Source organism: Kitasatospora sp. NPDC092286, from assembly GCF_044755565.1.
Taxonomy (GTDB): Bacteria; Actinomycetota; Actinomycetes; order Streptomycetales; family Streptomycetaceae; genus Kitasatospora.
Window position 1 is genome coordinate 40,547 of record NZ_JBIVRD010000012.1, and the last position, 14,511, is coordinate 55,057.

Genomic DNA, 14,511 nt, shown 5'->3' on the forward strand with positions numbered 1-14,511 from the left:
CCTTCGGGCGGATGCGAGGATGCGGGAATGTACAGGTATCTGACCGTTCGCTCGGACTGTCGCTACAGCGAGAGCACCCCGGCGTCTGTGCTGGTGGAGTGCCTGGACTCGCTACGAAGCCGCACAGGCACTGGCGGCGAGGATGGCCGCTCTGCTCGGCTGGGAGGTGGCGGACCCCGAGAGCGACGAAGTCCTGCACACAGGGCGCCGGTCGGCGACCTCCGGCGGAGACCGCCGCTGGAACTCCGGCGCGTGAGAACGGAGGGCCCGCAGAGCAGCTTCAGGTGATCCACGGACAGGGCTGAAGAGCTCCCGGCAGGCAGGAATTGCGTGGCGGCAGTCGCAGGATCCGGCGGTGGTCACGCCAGTGGCCGGCGAGGATGGCGAAGCTCGGCGCGCAGGCTCCGAGCTGCGGCAGTGCGTCGTGCACGGCGTTGCGGAACCCGGCCGCGTCCAGTCCGGTGGGGACCTTGATGCCGAGCACCAGCGGTGTCAGGGCGATCAGCCGGTGCGGGCTCTTCTCGTCGGATCTCCCGTTGCTCACCCGGCCCAGCGTCGTCCGGCCCCGCCGCAGGGCCCCCGTTGCGCCGACGGTGGGCGCGCCCACCGGGCCGGGCCCGGGGCGCTGTCGCCGGTCGGCCAGGATGCGCCCGCTACCCGCGCTCCAGCCGGACCAGGGCGTCGACGGCCTCGGCGGCCACCGGGTGGACCGGGTCTGCGTCGGGTGTCCGCCGGTGACCGGCTTCGGCGGTCACCGGGCGGCGGACGCGTTCCGCCCGGACGGTGCGCAGGCCGGTGGACGCGAGGTCGGCGAGCACGTCGTCCGGGGTGAACAGGACGCGCGGGTCCTGCGGGCCGCCGATGCCCTCGGTGAGGTTGGTGGTGTCGTGGCCGACCACCAGCAGGGTGCCGCCGGGGGCGAGCGCGGCGGCGGCGCGGCGCAGCGCCGCCCGGCGTTCGGCGGCCGGCAGGTGGAGGTAGGCGACCAGGACCAGGTCGTAGCCGTCGGCCGGGAGTTCGAAGGTGCGGGCGTCGCCGTGCCGCCAGGTGAGCCGGTCGGCGACCTCGTCGGGCAGGGCGGCGGTGAGCCGTTCGGCCCGTTCGACGGCGACCGCGGAGTAGTCGAGGCCGGTGACCTGCCAGCCCTGGCGGGCCAGCCAGATGCTGTTGCGGCCCTCCCCGGCGGCGACGTCCAGGGCGCGGCCGGGGGTGTGCCCGGTCAGTTCGCGGACCACCCAGCGGTTGGGTTCGGCGCCCCAGACCAGCTCGCTCGCGGCGTACCGGTCGTCCCAGTCCTGGCTGTCCATGGCTCGTCCTTCGTTCGGCGGGTCCGCTTCGTACGGTCACGGTACTGGCGGCGGGCCGGGGAACCCCCGCACGCCGCCGGGACCGCCGACGCTCCGTCGCGGCGCCGGGGCGGTCGGCCCGATCCGGAGGTCCGTCCCGGGGACAGCTCCGGAGGTCCGTCCTGGAGTCCGCCAACCATCCATCGGGCGGGCACCCTTGACGGCGAATATTGGTCCAGTCCAATCTGTGATGTCGTGACACGGTGGCCTCCGGGCCGGCCGTGCCGCGGCACCGTACGCCCAGTTCGTGTCACCCGTCCCCGCGCGCCCCCACAGCGCTCGGTTCGGCTCCCCTGCGGCCCGCCCCGGGCCGTCGCACCGCCGGAAACCCCCACTCATCCGGAGGACATCGCATGCACGACAGAGTCCTGCCCGCACGCCCTGCCACCCGCCGGTCCACCGCGCCCCGCCGGCGCGCCACCGCGCTGGCCCTCGCGGCCACCCTCACCACCGGCAGCGCCGCCCTCGCCCTGTCGCTCAACACGGCCTCGGCCGCCGCGGTCAACCTGCTGACCAACGCCGACTTCGAGACCGGCACCCTGGCCGGCTGGACCTGCGCCAACGGGTCGGCCGTCACCACCCCGGTGCACGGCGGGAGTTACGCGCTCAGCGCCGCCGCCTCCGCCTCCGACACCGCGCAGTGCCAGCAGACGGTCACCGTCCAGCCCAACACCACGTACACCCTGGCCGGCTGGGTCCAGGGCAGCTACGTCTACCTCGGCGCGACCGGCACCGGCGTCAACGCCTCCACCTGGGCGCCCAACGCGACCGGCTGGACGCAGCTGAGCACCACCTTCACCACCGGTGCGAGCACCACCTCGGTGACGGTCTTCACCCACGGCTGGTACGGCACCGGCACCTACCGCGCGGACGACCTCAGCCTGACCGGCCCGGGCGGGCCGACCAGCAGCACCAGCCCCACCGCGTCCAGCAGCCCGACGGCGTCGAGCAGTCCGACCTCGTCCAGCAGCCCGACCGCGTCGAACAGCCCGACGGCCTCCAACAGCCCGACCGGCAGCGCCAGCCCCACCGCGACCGCCACGGCCACCGGCCCGGCCGGCGACGGCAAGGTGACCACGCCCACCGGGGTGACCGTCAGCAAGGTCACCAGCAACGCCGTGGTGCTCAGCTGGCAGCCGTCCACCCTGACCAGCGGCGACGGCCCGGTCTCCTACAAGGTGTACTCCGGCGGCCAGTTGGTGGCGACCTCGATGGGCACCTCGGTGGCCGTCAGCTCGCTGCTGCCCGGCACCGCCTACACCTTCAGCGTCCAGGGCTACTCCGGCACCCACGGCTCCGCCCAGTCCTCGCCGGTGAGCACCACCACCTCCGCCGCGCCCGCGGCGAGCCCGTTCCGGTCGGCCTACTTCGACCAGTGGGGCATCTACGAGAACGCGTACTACCCGAAGAACGTCGACACCAGCGGCGCCGCGAGCAAGCTCGACGTCATCAACTACGCCTTCGCCAACATCCACCCCACCTCGCACACCTGCTTCCAGGCGGTGAAGGCCTCCGACTCGGGCAACGAGAACAACCCCAACGCCGGTGACGGCGCGGGCGACGCCTACGCGGACTACCAGGACAGCTACACCGGCGCCAACAGCGTGGACGGCACCACCGACACCTGGGAGCAGCCGCTCAAGGGCAACTTCAACCAGCTGCGCCAGCTGAAGGCCAAGTACCCGAACCTGCGGTTCACCATCTCGATCGGCGGCTGGACGTACTCCAAGTACTTCTCGGACGCGGCCGCGACCGACGCCTCCCGCAAGGCCTTCGTCTCCTCCTGCGTCGACATGTTCCTCAAGGGGAACCTGCCGACCAACATCGCCGGTGACGCCTCGGGCGGGCAGGCCTCGGCGGCCGGCCTCTTCGACGGCGTGGACCTCGACTGGGAGTACCCGGGCTCGGCCGGCGGTCACACCGGCAACCACTACTCCCCCGCCGACAAGCAGAACTTCACCCTGCTGCTGAAGGAGTTCCGCACCCAGCTGGACGCCCTCGGCTCCGCGCAGGGCAAGCACTTCCTGCTGACGGCGGCACTGCCGAGCGGCCAGGACAAGATCGCGCTGCTGGAGACCGACAAGATCGGCGCGTACCTGGACTACGCCGACATCATGACCTACGACATGCACGGCGCCTGGGACGCCAAGGGCCCGACCAACCACCAGGACCCGCTGCACGACAGCCCGGCCGACCCGACCACGCCGATCACCCCGGGCACCCGCAAGTACAACGTGGACACCACGCTCGCCGCGTACACCACCGGCCTGCCGGAGTACGGCATCACCGGCGGGTTCCCGGCGAACAAGCTGGTGCTGGGCATCCCGTTCTACTGGCGCGGCTGGACGGGCGTCCCGGCCGGCTCCAACTACGGCCTCTACCAGAGCGCGACCGGCCCGACCGCGGCCAAGCCGCTGAGCCAGGAGGCCGGTCTGGCCGCCTGGAAGGAGCTGACCCCCACCGCGGCCAACACCCACTGGGACCCGGTGACCGAGACCTCGTGGGTCTACGACGGCACCAACTTCTGGACGGGTGACACCCCGCAGGCCATCCAGGCGCGCGGGGCGTACGCCAAGAGCAAGGGCCTGGCCGGCATGTTCGCCTTCTCCCTGGAGAACGACGACGCCTCCGGCACCCTGCTCAACGCGATGAACAGCAGCCTGCACTGACGCACCGTCAGTGAACGGCCAGGGGCCGCGCGGATCGAGGTGATCCGCGCGGCCCCCGCGTGTGTCCGGCGTGGTGTCCGGCGTGTGTGCCCGGCGGGGGTGTCCGGGCGTGGGTGTCCGCCCGCCGCTACCGCTTCCGCGGCACCGGGTCCGCTCCACCGCGCGGGGTCGCGCCCGGACGGCAGCGCAGCAGCCGGCCGACGGTCAGCCGGGCGCCGCGCAGCGCACCGTGCCGGTGCAGCGCCTGGACGGCGTAGGTCGAGCAGGACGGCGTGTAGGGGCAGCAGGCCGGGCGCTTCGGGCTGATCTCGGTCCGGTAGTACCGCACCGCCCCGTACAGCGCGCCCGCCGCGAAGCCCTCGGAAACGGGCGCCGCCCGGTCCGCACCGGTCTCCGGGCCCGCACCGCCCGCACCGCCCGGCCGCCGTCCGGCGCGGACGCCGGCGAGGGCGAACCGGACGCCCGCGGCCATCATCACCGGGACGAGGGCGATCAGACAGGGGTCGGCGAGGTCGCAGCAGTCGCAGGCGTCCAGGCAGTCGTTGTCGCGCTTCTTCGGCTTGCCGTTGCGGCGCCGGTACTCCTCCCAGGCCCGCCGCTGCTCCCGCCGTCGGAGGCGCTCCGACTCGGGCAGCCACCACCAGGCCCGCTGGGGGCGCTGCGGCGGGAACGAGACGCCGGGGCCGGGCTGCTGGTAGGACACGACGGATGATCCCTTCGGTGCTTCCGCCGGGGCCGACCCCCAACGACCCGGTCAGATTATCCGAGGGCGCGGGCGGCTACGCAGCCGCCCGAACAGCGGTCAGCCGCTGCCGCCGCCCAGGGTCGGGAAGAGGTCGGTGAACGGCTGGGTGGTCACCGAGACGCTGCGGCCGAACGGGTCGTCGAAGTCCCAGATCAGGAAGAGCAGGAAGGCGATCAACGCGCTGAACGCACCCGCCAGGACCAACTCCCTGGCCGAACGCCGGATCTGGAGCGCGAACACCATGCCGACGGTGACCAGCGCCCCGACGATCAGGCCGAACCAGACCACGCCCGGCATGGTCGGACCGGCGTTCTGGCCACGGGCGTTGCGGGCCTCGTCGACGGCGCTGATCCGGTCCATGATCGGCTGGTAGGCCTGGGACTCCAGGTCGCTCTCCGGGGCGTGGGTGGCGACGTCCGCCCGCAGCTTGTCCAGCAGTTCGGTGCCCCGGTCGGAGATCTCGCCGTGCTCGCGCATGTACGTCCACTCGACGTCCACCACGTACGAGACATAGGCGTCCACGTCGGCCCGGACCTTGTCGCGGAACTCGACCGGGTAGACCTGCGCCCGCTCGCTCACCTCGTGCAGCGACTGCGCCTCGCGCAGCGCGTCGTCCTGGGCGGCGCCGCGCGCCTCCCAGACGCCCGCGATGGCGAGGCCGAGCACGATCGCGTAGACCACGCCGATCATCATCGTCATGTACTCGATGACGTCCGGCGTCTCGTCGGAGCTGTCGCCCTCGCGCACCCTGCGGTGCCTCAGCAGCACCACCGCCACCACGACGGCGCAGGCCGCCGACATGGCGATGGCCAGCGCCAACCACTCGGACATGGGAACTCCCTTCCTGCTTCTTGGGGGTGGATCTCTCGTCGTGGCCGGGGGCCCGCCCACGGGCGGGCGGACCCGGCTTCGGGACCGGCCGCCCCAGCGGCAACCGGCCTCGGCAGTGGCCGACTTCAGGAGCTGCCGACCTCAGGGGAAGCCCGCCTCAGGACCGGCCGGAGCCGCCGCGTCCGGACCCGCCGCGCGGGCGCAGGACCGCTGCCGCGAGCACGGCCGGCACGGTGACCAGCAGCATCGTCCGGGTGGGCGACGTGCCGTGCCGACGCTCCGGGGCGGGCGGGGGCGGGGCCGGCGGCAGCCGGAGCGGCTTCGCGGCGGGTGTCGCCCGCACCGGGCTGGGGGCCGCCGGGCTCGGCGCGACGGTCGGCGCCGGCGGTTCGGGCGGTTTGGGCGGCGCGGGCGGTTTGGGCGCGGGAGCCGGGGGCGGTACGGCCGGCCGTACGTCCGGCGTCGGCGCGGGTTTGGGCTCCGGCCGGGGCGACGCGGGCGGCGGGGTGGGTGCGGACGTGGGTGTGGGCGCGGGCGGCGGCACCGGCACGGGGGGCGGCGTCGGAGTCGGGGTCGGCGTGAAGCTGGGTGTCGGCGTCGGCGTCACAGTCGGCTTCGGCGTCGGCGTGGGCGCGGGCGTGGGCGTGGGCGTGGGCGTGGGGCTGGGCGTCACAGTCGGCGTCGGGCTCGGACACGGGTGGTGGTGTCCGCCGGAGTGATCGGGCTTGGGGTGGTGCGGCTGCGGATGGTGCAGGACCCCGGAGAGGTCGACGGAGACGCCCACCTCCACGTCGACGTCCACCTCGACACCCACGCCGCCCTTGCCGACCGAAACCGAGACGTCCGTCCCGGCGGAGACACAGGTCTCGACGACGACCGGACCGTGCGCGCGCCCCCCGCCGTGGTGCCCGGCGGGCCGGGCGGCGGCCGCGCCGCTCAGCAGCGCGCAGAGCGCGGCCACCCCGGCCGCCGCCCCGGCCACCCGGACTCCGCGCCCGGGAGCGCCGACGGCAGCGCCGCCGCTCCTCGCGAAGGTCAGCTCTCGGGTCACGGCTGACCGTCCATCGGTATCCGTCGGCTGCTGGGGCTGCGGCATGGGCTCCCTACACCTCTCGTGTTCTCAGGAGGGTCGGCCGGTACGGGGAGAGCCGACGCCGGACGGCCCGCCTCCGGGGGCGGGCCGTCCGGGCGCGGCCTCGCTCAGGCGCGGCCGTGCGCGATCTCGACGTTCTCCAGCACGCCGACGGCGTCGGGCACCAGGATCGCGGCCGAGTAGTAGGCGCTGACCAGGTAGGAGATGATCGCCTTCTCGCTGATCCCCATGAAGCGGACCGAGAGGCTCGGCTGGTACTCGTCCGGGATCCCGGTCTGGTGCAGGCCGATGACGCCCTGGTTGTCCTCGCCCGTCCGGATCACCAGGATCGAGCTGGTGTTCTCCTTGGTGATCGGGATCTTGTTGCACGGCAGGATCGGCACCCCGCGCCACGCCGGCACCTGCTGCCCGCCGAGGTCGACATGGTGGGGGTAGAGCCCGCGCGAGTTCAGCTCACGGCCGATGGCGGCGATGGTGCGCGGGTGGGCGAGCAGGTAGTCAGGGTCACGGCGGCGGTTGAGCAGCTCGTCGAGGTCGTCCGGGGTGGGCGGACCGGAGTGGGTCTGGATCCGCTGGTCGAAGTCGGCGTTGTTGAGCAGGCCGAACTCCGGGTTGTTGACGATCTCGTGCTCCTGGCGCTCGCGCAGCGCCTCGATGGTCAGCCGGAGCTGGTGCTCGATCTGGTTCATCGGCTGGTTGTAGAGGTCGGCGACCCTGGTGTGCACCTTGAGCACGGTCTGCGCGACGCTCAGCTCGTACTCGCGCGGCTTCAGCTCGTAGTCCACGAAGGCGCCGGGCAGCTCGTACTCGCCGTGGTGGCCCGCCGACAGCGCGATCTCGGCCTCGCCGCGCTCGTTCTGGGCCTGCTGCGGCAGGGTCAGGAACTCACGCAGGTGCTCCTGGAGCGCCGTGGAGCCGTCCCGAACGGTCTGGAACTGCCGCCGGGGCAGCGAGAGGACGGTACCGGCGGTGACGGTCTTGGCGGTGAACTCCCAGACGGCGTCCGGGTCGAGCACCGCGGTCTCGCCGAAGCGGTCGCCGTCACCGAGGACGCCGACCACGGTGTCGTCGCCGTACTTGCCGGTGCCGATCTTGTTGATCTTGCCGTGGGCGATGAGGTAGATCCGGTCGGCCGGCGCGCCCGCCTCGGCGAGCACCTCGCCCGGCCCGAAGTCCCGCTGCTCGCAGCGGTCGGCGAGGGCGGTCAGCACCTCGTCGTCCTCGAAGCCGCGCAGCAGGGCGAGTTCACCCAGCTCGCGCGGGATGACCCGGACCTCGGAACCGGTCTTGATGAACTCGATCCGGCCGTCACCGACGGTGTAGGTGAGCCGCCGGTTCACTCGGTAGGCACCACCCGCGGCCTGCACCCAGGGCAGCACCTTGAGCAGCCAGCGGGAGGTGATCTCCTGCATCTGGGGTGCGGACTTGGTGGTGGTGGCGAGGTTGCGGGCAGCGGCCGTGGCGAGGCTCGACTGCTGCGGCACCTGCTGTGACTCCGAGCTGGTGTCCACCGGCATCGGCAGGGTTCTCCTTCATCTGGTCAGGTCGCGCCGGACCCGCCCCGGCGCGAGCCGCGACGTGTCGTCACATATGCGTGGATAATGGGAAGTTGGCGAAGATTCGCAGGGTGGCCGCCGTTTCCGAAGGCCCATCCGGAACCCTAGATCAAAGACGCCCCGCCGGACCGGTCCATGCAGAAGGTGCCGCCCGATAGGGTGAATATCGGCCATGAAGAGGTTGGAATCCCTCGGCCTCCTCTAGACAGATCTTCGAATCCCTGTGCATGCGAATCGCCCGCGCGCCGGAACGCCCCCTTCCGCTCGAACGACGAAACGGCGAGGCCCGCGGCCCAACGGGGGGCCACGGACCCAGGGAACGTTCGTTCGACTCTCGAACAGATGCACACATCTCGCAGGCCGACGCTCGGAGCGGCGCTCGGACCAACGCCGACTCTCCGGCGAACCAGGACGGCTGTTCGAATGAGGCGACCGCAACCGGCCGTCCCGGGTTGCCTGTTCGTCGTACCTCGCGACGGAGCAACGGGTCGGGGCAGCCAGGGAACGGAGCGGGGCGTGCGGGTGCCGCTTGTCGGCCGACTCGCACACGCCCCGGCCCGTCGGTTCCTCCGGTCCTGCCTCCGGTCAGCTCCAGGTGCCGCCGTTACCGAAGGGGAACACCGTGTCCGCCTGCCCCGCATACGCACCACTCAGCGCGAACGTCGCACTCGACGGACGGTAAATGCCGTACGTACTACGCCCCTTGGCACTCCAGTCACCCACGATCGGCAGATCACCCGCCTGACCGAACACCGCCGACGACACCGAACCGTCGTCATGCCGCAACGCGAACGTGTTCGTCGACGGACGGTACACACCCATCTGCGCGTGACCCACACCGTCCCAGTCACCCACCACCGGCACATCCCCCGCCTGACCGAGCACCGCCGACGACACCGAACCGTCATCATGCCGAACCGTGAACGTGTTCGTCGACGAACGGTACACCGCCATCTGCGCATGCCCGTTCGCATCCCAGTTCCCCACCACCGGCACATCCCCCGCCTGACCGAACACCAACGACGTCGAACCACCATCGTCATGACGCACCGCGAACGTGTTCGTCGACGGACGGTACACACCCAACTGCGAATGACCCACACCGTCCCAGTCACCCACGATCGGCACATCCCCCGCCTGACCGAAACTCACCGTCCCATCCGCAGGCCCCGCCGAATTCGAGATCCGCAACCCCCACACCCCGTCCCGGAACACCCCCACCGTCGTCGACGACGACCCCGGCCAACGCCCCGCCACCGGCACATCACCGCTGTACACCGGCGTCGTGGGGGCGACCGGGTCGTCGATCACACTGTTGTTACGGACCGGGCCGAACGTGCCGTGACCGGAGAAGTAGGGGTAGGGGATGGTCCGGTGATGGACGCCGGATCCGGTGAACTCGTATCCGATGTAGGAGTTGTGGTCGCTGTCGGCCCACTGGTCGAAGATGACGATGTGTCCGGCAAGCCCCGCGGCGTTGTTCAGCAGGGCGTCGCCCGGCTTGAGGTCGTTCTTGCTGCCGAGCCAGGACGCGACACCACCGGGGACGAAGCTGGTGGTGTCCAGGCCGGGAGTGCCCAGCTTCCAGGCCATCGAGGCGTAACCGGAGCAGTCCGTGCGGTAGCCCTGGAAAGCGCCGCTCCCGTTGTAGACGAGGTTCTTGCCGACCCATGTGTCGGCGCGGGCGAGGACCTGGGAGCGGGTGAGAACCGGAGCGGCGGCCATGAGCGAGTTCTGAGCCTCGATCGGGGTGCTCGGCCCCTGGCCGGCACCGCCCTTGTCGTAGTGGTCGACCACGACGGGGGGCGTGGTGTCCGCCGTCGGGCCCGGCTGGGCGTTCACCGGGGAGGCACCGAGGGCGAGGACGGACAGGCCGGCGGCGAGCAGGACGGAAGCGGCGCGGACTGTGGAACGCGAAACGGACACAGTTGTCTCCATGACTGGACGCGGTTGAAAGGGGTGCATGCACTGAAGTGGTGCAGGGCACACGCTCGGGGGTGCCGTCGGGCCGGCGGCGCGGTCGTGGCCGCCACCTGGGTCAGAGCCCTCGCGAAACGGGACGGACAGGGATCGCCGCACGCCTGCCCGACCGTCCCCGGTCTGCGGATACGCGGCTTCCGGAGCGTCGTCCCGGTGCGCTGGGCGGCTGCCCTGCAGGAGCAGCCGATCGGGCGGTGTGCCGGTGACGGTGGGGGCGGGTGGTCAGCCCCAGATCATGTCGTCGGAGGGGAGTGGGGTGACGACCGCGGCGGTCATGGTGGTGACGGTACGAGGCATGGAACGGCCTTCCCTGGCACGACGGGCAGTCGGATCCGGCTTCGCGTCCCGCGGTGACGCTTCGTCCGGCGGGCCGTCGGGGTGTTGCTCCCCGGCGGCTGTTACCAGCTTCGTCGCCGCTCAGGGCAGGCGGAAGGCTCCCAGGGAGGACGGAAGCGTCCTTGGACCGTTCCGGCCAGAGACGCTGAGGAGTACAGCTGAGGAGCACATGGGTCGGGCCTGGTGAGCGGTACCGCGGGCTCGCCCGGGGGTAGGACGCCGCCCGTACCGCAGCCGGATCAGCGACGCGGACGGTCGCCGCTCAGGCCACCTCGAAGCCCTGCCGGACGCGGTCGAAGCGGCCCGCCGCCAGGTCCTCGTCGGTGATCCAGAACGACACGTTGACGGTCTCGCCCCAGTCCGCGCCCGCCGCCGAGCCCTCGACCTGGAGCAGCGGGCGGTGGCCGGTGGGGCGGCCGGTGTCGGTGTCGCACCAGCCGAGGACCCGGACGTCGGGCCGGGGCAGGTGGTCGCGGAAGTCGGCGGCGAGGTCGAGGGCGATCATGAAGTCGTCCGGGAAGAGGTTCTCCAGCTCGCGGTCCTGGTAGGACGGCGCGGAGAGCGCCCAGTGGGCCCGGACCTCGACGGCCGGCAGCACGGACGCGCCGGCCCCGCTCGCGGGGGCGGGCCCGGGCGGGGCGTCGGCGGGCACCCGCAGGACGCGGCAGCCGTGGCCGCTGAAGTCGGCGAAGCGGTCGTCGTGGAAGAACAGCAGCAGCCCGTCGGCGGGGAGCGGCCACCGGCCGCCGTGCCCGGTGGTGCGGAAGGCCTCGGCCAGTGCGGCGCAGTCGAGCCGGGCGAGCAGTTGCATCGGCCGCCCGGCGGACTCCGGCCAGTCGGTGCCCGCCGGCAGCACGGGCCGTCCGCCGAGGTGCCCGGCCCGCGGGCCTTCGGGGCCCTGCGGACCGGCGTGCAGGGCGAGCGAGGGTCGCAGCAGCCCGTCCACCAGCGGGGCGGTCCGCTCGTCGGCCCGCTCGCGGATCGCCGCGTGCACGGCGTACGGCATCGGGGTCGTCAGGGCCCCGGCGGGGTCGGTGAGCAGCGGTTCGGCCATGGGCGCAAGCCTGCCATCCGGGTCCGACAATCCACCCGGACAGCCCGTCAGGTGCCGGTACGGGGGCGGCCGGCACCTGACGGGGGTTCGAGGGGGGCGGGGCTCAGGAGCAGGTGACCTCGTTGCCGGGGACGTTGAGGATGCCGGAGTCGCTGGCACCGCCGGACTGGTACTCGTAGTAGATGTACGTGTAGAAGTCGATCCGTGCGCCGGAGCCGCAGGCCGAGTCGGAGGCGATGGCGTAGGTCAGCGTGACGGTGGTGCTGCCGCCGGCCGCGACGGGCACGGTGTGGTGGACGATGCCGGTGGTGGCACCGGTGTCACAGGCGCTGACGTTGCCGCCGCAGGCCGAGAACGCGTACTTGAGACCGGTGAGCTGGGTGGTCGCGTACGTCGGCTGGATGGACTGGTAGACGAACTGCACCGGGGTGTTGTGGGGGTTGGTGAGGGTCAGGGTCAGGGTGACCGAGGAGCCCGGGGTCGCCGTCGCCCTGTCGGCGCTGACGGCGAGCAGCGGGGTGTCGGCCTGGGCCGGGGCGGCCGAGAAGAGCAGACCGACCACGAGGGCCAGGATCGCGGCAAGTCCGAAGCGGCTCACATGTGTTCTGCGCATGACCATGGAGCGTAGGGCGCGGTGCCGCCTGCGGCGCCCGCCTCCGCCTCGGCCCGTACTGGCATATGACAGCGGAGCGGACGCGGCGGGCCATTGCGTACGCTCCGCCCTCCCGCCGCGCCGTCCGGACGCCTACCCTCCGCCTCTACCCGGACGGCTGCCGCCACCCGGGCCGGCGGGCGCCCGGCCCCGGCTCAGACGGGCGGCGGCAGGATGTCGCACAGCGCGGCGAGGGCGGCCGGGTAGGCGTGGTCGGGCGGGGTGGCGTAGCCCACGACCAGGCCGTCCGCGGCGGGCGTGGTGTCCGGGTCGGCCAGCGGGTGGCGGTAGTCCGCGAGGCCGTCCACGGCCAGCCCCCGGTAGGCGGCGGCCTTGAGCACCGACCGCTCGGTGCCGGGCGCGAGCCGGAGCACCGCGTGCAGACCGGCCGCGATCCCGGAGACCTCGATGTGCGGGGCCCGGGCGGCGAGGGCCGCGACCAGTTGGTCGCGGCGGTCCCGGTAGCGCCGGCGCATCCGCCGGACGTGCCGGTCGTACCCGCCCGAGTCGATGAACTCGGCGAGCGTGAGCTGGTCCAGCGCGCTGGCCCAGGCCTCCCGTTCCCCCTTGGCGGCGAGCACCCGGTCCACCAGGTGCTCGGGCAGCACCATCCAGCCGAGGCGCAGGGCGGGGGTGAGGCTCTTGCTGACGGTGCCGAGGTAGACGACCCGCTCCGGGTCCAGCCCCTGGACGGCGCCGACGGGCTGGCGGTCGTAGCGGAACTCGCCGTCGTAGTCGTCCTCCAGGACGAGACCGCCGCGCCCGCGTGCCCAGTCCACCACCGCCGCGCGCCGGGCCGCGTGCAGCGGCCCGCCGGTCGGGAACTGGTGGGCGGGGGTGAGCAGCGCCGTCCCGACATCCTGACGGTTCGTCAATTCACCGACCCGTGCGCCGTTCTCGTCCAGCGACAGCGGCACGGTGGCCACCCCGGCGGCGGTCAGCAGCGCCCGGTGGAAGGAGAGCCCGTACGCCTCGACGGCCAGCGGCCCGTCGACCCGCCCCGGCAGCACGGCCCCCGCGCCGTCGAAGAGCAGTCGCAGCGCGTGGGCGAAGCCCGAGCAGACGACGATGCGGTCCGGGTCGGTGCGCACGCCCCGGGCGCGGGCCAGGTAGTCGGCGAGGACGGCGCGCAGCTCGCGGCGGCCCTGTGGGTCGCCCGGCCCGAAGGCCTCGTTGGGCGCGGCGGTGAGGGCCCGGCGCCCGGCGGCGAGCCAGTCGGCCCGGGGGAAGGAGGCCGCGTCGGGCTGGCCCTGGCGCAGGTCGTGGGCGGGCCGGGGCGGCGGCGACGGCCGGCGGGTCCGGGCCGGGGTGACGGGCTCGGCGCGCTCGGCGACGGTGGTGCCGGAGCCCTGGCGGGCGGTGAGCCAGCCCTCGGCGACCAGTTCGGCGTACGCGTCGGCGGCGGTGTTGCGGGCGATGCCGAGGTCGGCGGCGAGCGAGCGGTAGGGCGGCAGCCGGGTGCCGGGGGTGAGCCGGCCGCTGCGGATCGCCTCGCGCAGGGCGGCCATCAGCGCGGCGCGGCGGCCCCCGGCGGCGAGTTCGAGGTGCAGGTCGCTGCCGGTCTTGCGCGCGGTGGCGGCCCTGGGCGCGGTGCCGGTCCGGGGAGTGCCGCCGGTCGGGCGGGTGTGCGTCCGGGGGTGCCCGACCGGGGTGTCCGTCATGATCACGTACCCTACCGGGCGGGTCGTGACCGGCCGCCGGCCGATACGGGCCGTGGGGCGCGGACCGGCTCGGCCGGGCAGAGACCGTGTTCCGATCCTGCGCTATTCCTCCCCCCGGGCCGGTCCGCGCCGGTAGCATCTCGCCCGCCCGGGAGAGTTGGGCTCGAGGCGGGACCTGCGCGCAGGCCCTCCGCCGGGATGTCGTGATCGCCGAAGGGGTGGGGCTCGTGGAGATCGGGTTGGCAGACGCGGTGGCGGCCGTGCGCGATGAGCTGCTGGAGGCCGCGGCGCGCGGGATCGGCCAGGACATCGCGTTCGCGGTGGGGCCGGTGGAGATGGAGTTCGAGGTCGAGCTGCGCGCGGACGCGAAGGCCAGGGGAGGCTTCCGGGTGTGGGCGGTGACGGCGGAGGCGGAGGCCGGGGTCTCCCGCGGCCGCACCCACCGGGTGTCCTTCACGCTGACGCCGCGCACCGCCGACGACCAGGACGTGATCATCCGCGGGTCCGCCCAGCGCCCCAAGGGTCCCGGGCCGGTGGGCGGGCGCATTCCTGGCTGACCCCGCACCGGCGGACACGGACGCGACGAGC

General features: G+C 73.1%; 12 protein-coding genes. 2 read left to right on the plus strand and 10 right to left on the minus strand.

Annotated elements, in window-relative coordinates; genetic code table 11:
* Positions 1-280: 280 nt before the first annotated feature.
* Entirely contained in the window at positions 281-544 is a 264-nt protein-coding gene (locus ACIQIB_RS14535; protein WP_363614482.1) for a TMEM175 family protein, read from the minus strand.
* Between the two features lie 109 nt (positions 545-653).
* Positions 654-1,307 (minus strand): class I SAM-dependent methyltransferase, encoded by a 654-nt coding sequence (locus tag ACIQIB_RS14540; RefSeq protein ID WP_363614484.1) that lies wholly within the window; start codon positions 1,305-1,307, stop codon positions 654-656.
* 392 nt (positions 1,308-1,699) lie between these two features.
* Between ACIQIB_RS14540 and ACIQIB_RS14545 the strand changes: the two genes are divergently transcribed.
* Entirely contained in the window at positions 1,700-4,015 is a 2,316-nt protein-coding gene (locus tag ACIQIB_RS14545; RefSeq protein WP_400758151.1) for a glycosyl hydrolase family 18 protein, read from the plus strand.
* A gap of 127 nt (positions 4,016-4,142) precedes the next feature.
* Here the strand turns inward: ACIQIB_RS14545 and yidD are convergent, their stop codons facing one another.
* The 8 genes from yidD to ACIQIB_RS14585 all read right to left on the minus strand — a co-directional run bounded on the left by yidD (position 4,143) and on the right by ACIQIB_RS14585 (position 13,923).
* Complete coding sequence (yidD, locus tag ACIQIB_RS14550; protein ID WP_400758153.1) at positions 4,143-4,718, minus strand: membrane protein insertion efficiency factor YidD; 576 nt, start codon at positions 4,716-4,718, stop codon at positions 4,143-4,145.
* 99 nt (positions 4,719-4,817) lie between these two features.
* Positions 4,818-5,591, minus strand: coding sequence for a hypothetical protein (locus ACIQIB_RS14555; protein ID WP_400651836.1), 774 nt, complete (start codon positions 5,589-5,591; stop codon positions 4,818-4,820).
* Between the two features lie 157 nt (positions 5,592-5,748).
* Complete coding sequence (locus ACIQIB_RS14560; RefSeq protein ID WP_400758155.1) at positions 5,749-6,642, minus strand: hypothetical protein; 894 nt, start codon at positions 6,640-6,642, stop codon at positions 5,749-5,751.
* A 149-nt stretch (positions 6,643-6,791) separates the two neighbouring features.
* Positions 6,792-8,201: a family 2B encapsulin nanocompartment shell protein gene (locus ACIQIB_RS14565; RefSeq protein WP_363614494.1), complete on the minus strand. Its 1,410-nt coding sequence runs from the start codon at positions 8,199-8,201 to the stop codon at positions 6,792-6,794.
* A 624-nt stretch (positions 8,202-8,825) separates the two neighbouring features.
* Positions 8,826-10,166: a hypothetical protein gene (locus tag ACIQIB_RS14570; RefSeq protein WP_400758157.1), complete on the minus strand. Its 1,341-nt coding sequence runs from the start codon at positions 10,164-10,166 to the stop codon at positions 8,826-8,828.
* 652 nt (positions 10,167-10,818) lie between these two features.
* Positions 10,819-11,610: a DUF1963 domain-containing protein gene (locus ACIQIB_RS14575; protein WP_363614498.1), complete on the minus strand. Its 792-nt coding sequence runs from the start codon at positions 11,608-11,610 to the stop codon at positions 10,819-10,821.
* A 103-nt stretch (positions 11,611-11,713) separates the two neighbouring features.
* The gene (locus ACIQIB_RS14580) at positions 11,714-12,223 is read right to left on the minus strand and encodes a hypothetical protein (RefSeq protein ID WP_363614500.1); all 510 of its coding nucleotides are present in this window, start codon (positions 12,221-12,223) and stop codon (positions 11,714-11,716) included.
* A 194-nt stretch (positions 12,224-12,417) separates the two neighbouring features.
* Positions 12,418-13,923: a PLP-dependent aminotransferase family protein gene (locus ACIQIB_RS14585; RefSeq protein ID WP_400758159.1), complete on the minus strand. Its 1,506-nt coding sequence runs from the start codon at positions 13,921-13,923 to the stop codon at positions 12,418-12,420.
* Between the two features lie 239 nt (positions 13,924-14,162).
* Here ACIQIB_RS14585 and ACIQIB_RS14590 point away from each other — a divergent pair, with 239 nt between their 5' ends.
* A complete protein-coding gene (locus ACIQIB_RS14590) occupies positions 14,163-14,480 on the plus strand; it encodes a trypco2 family protein (RefSeq protein WP_400651824.1) in 318 nt (105 codons plus the stop codon).
* Positions 14,481-14,511: the final 31 nt, after the last annotated feature.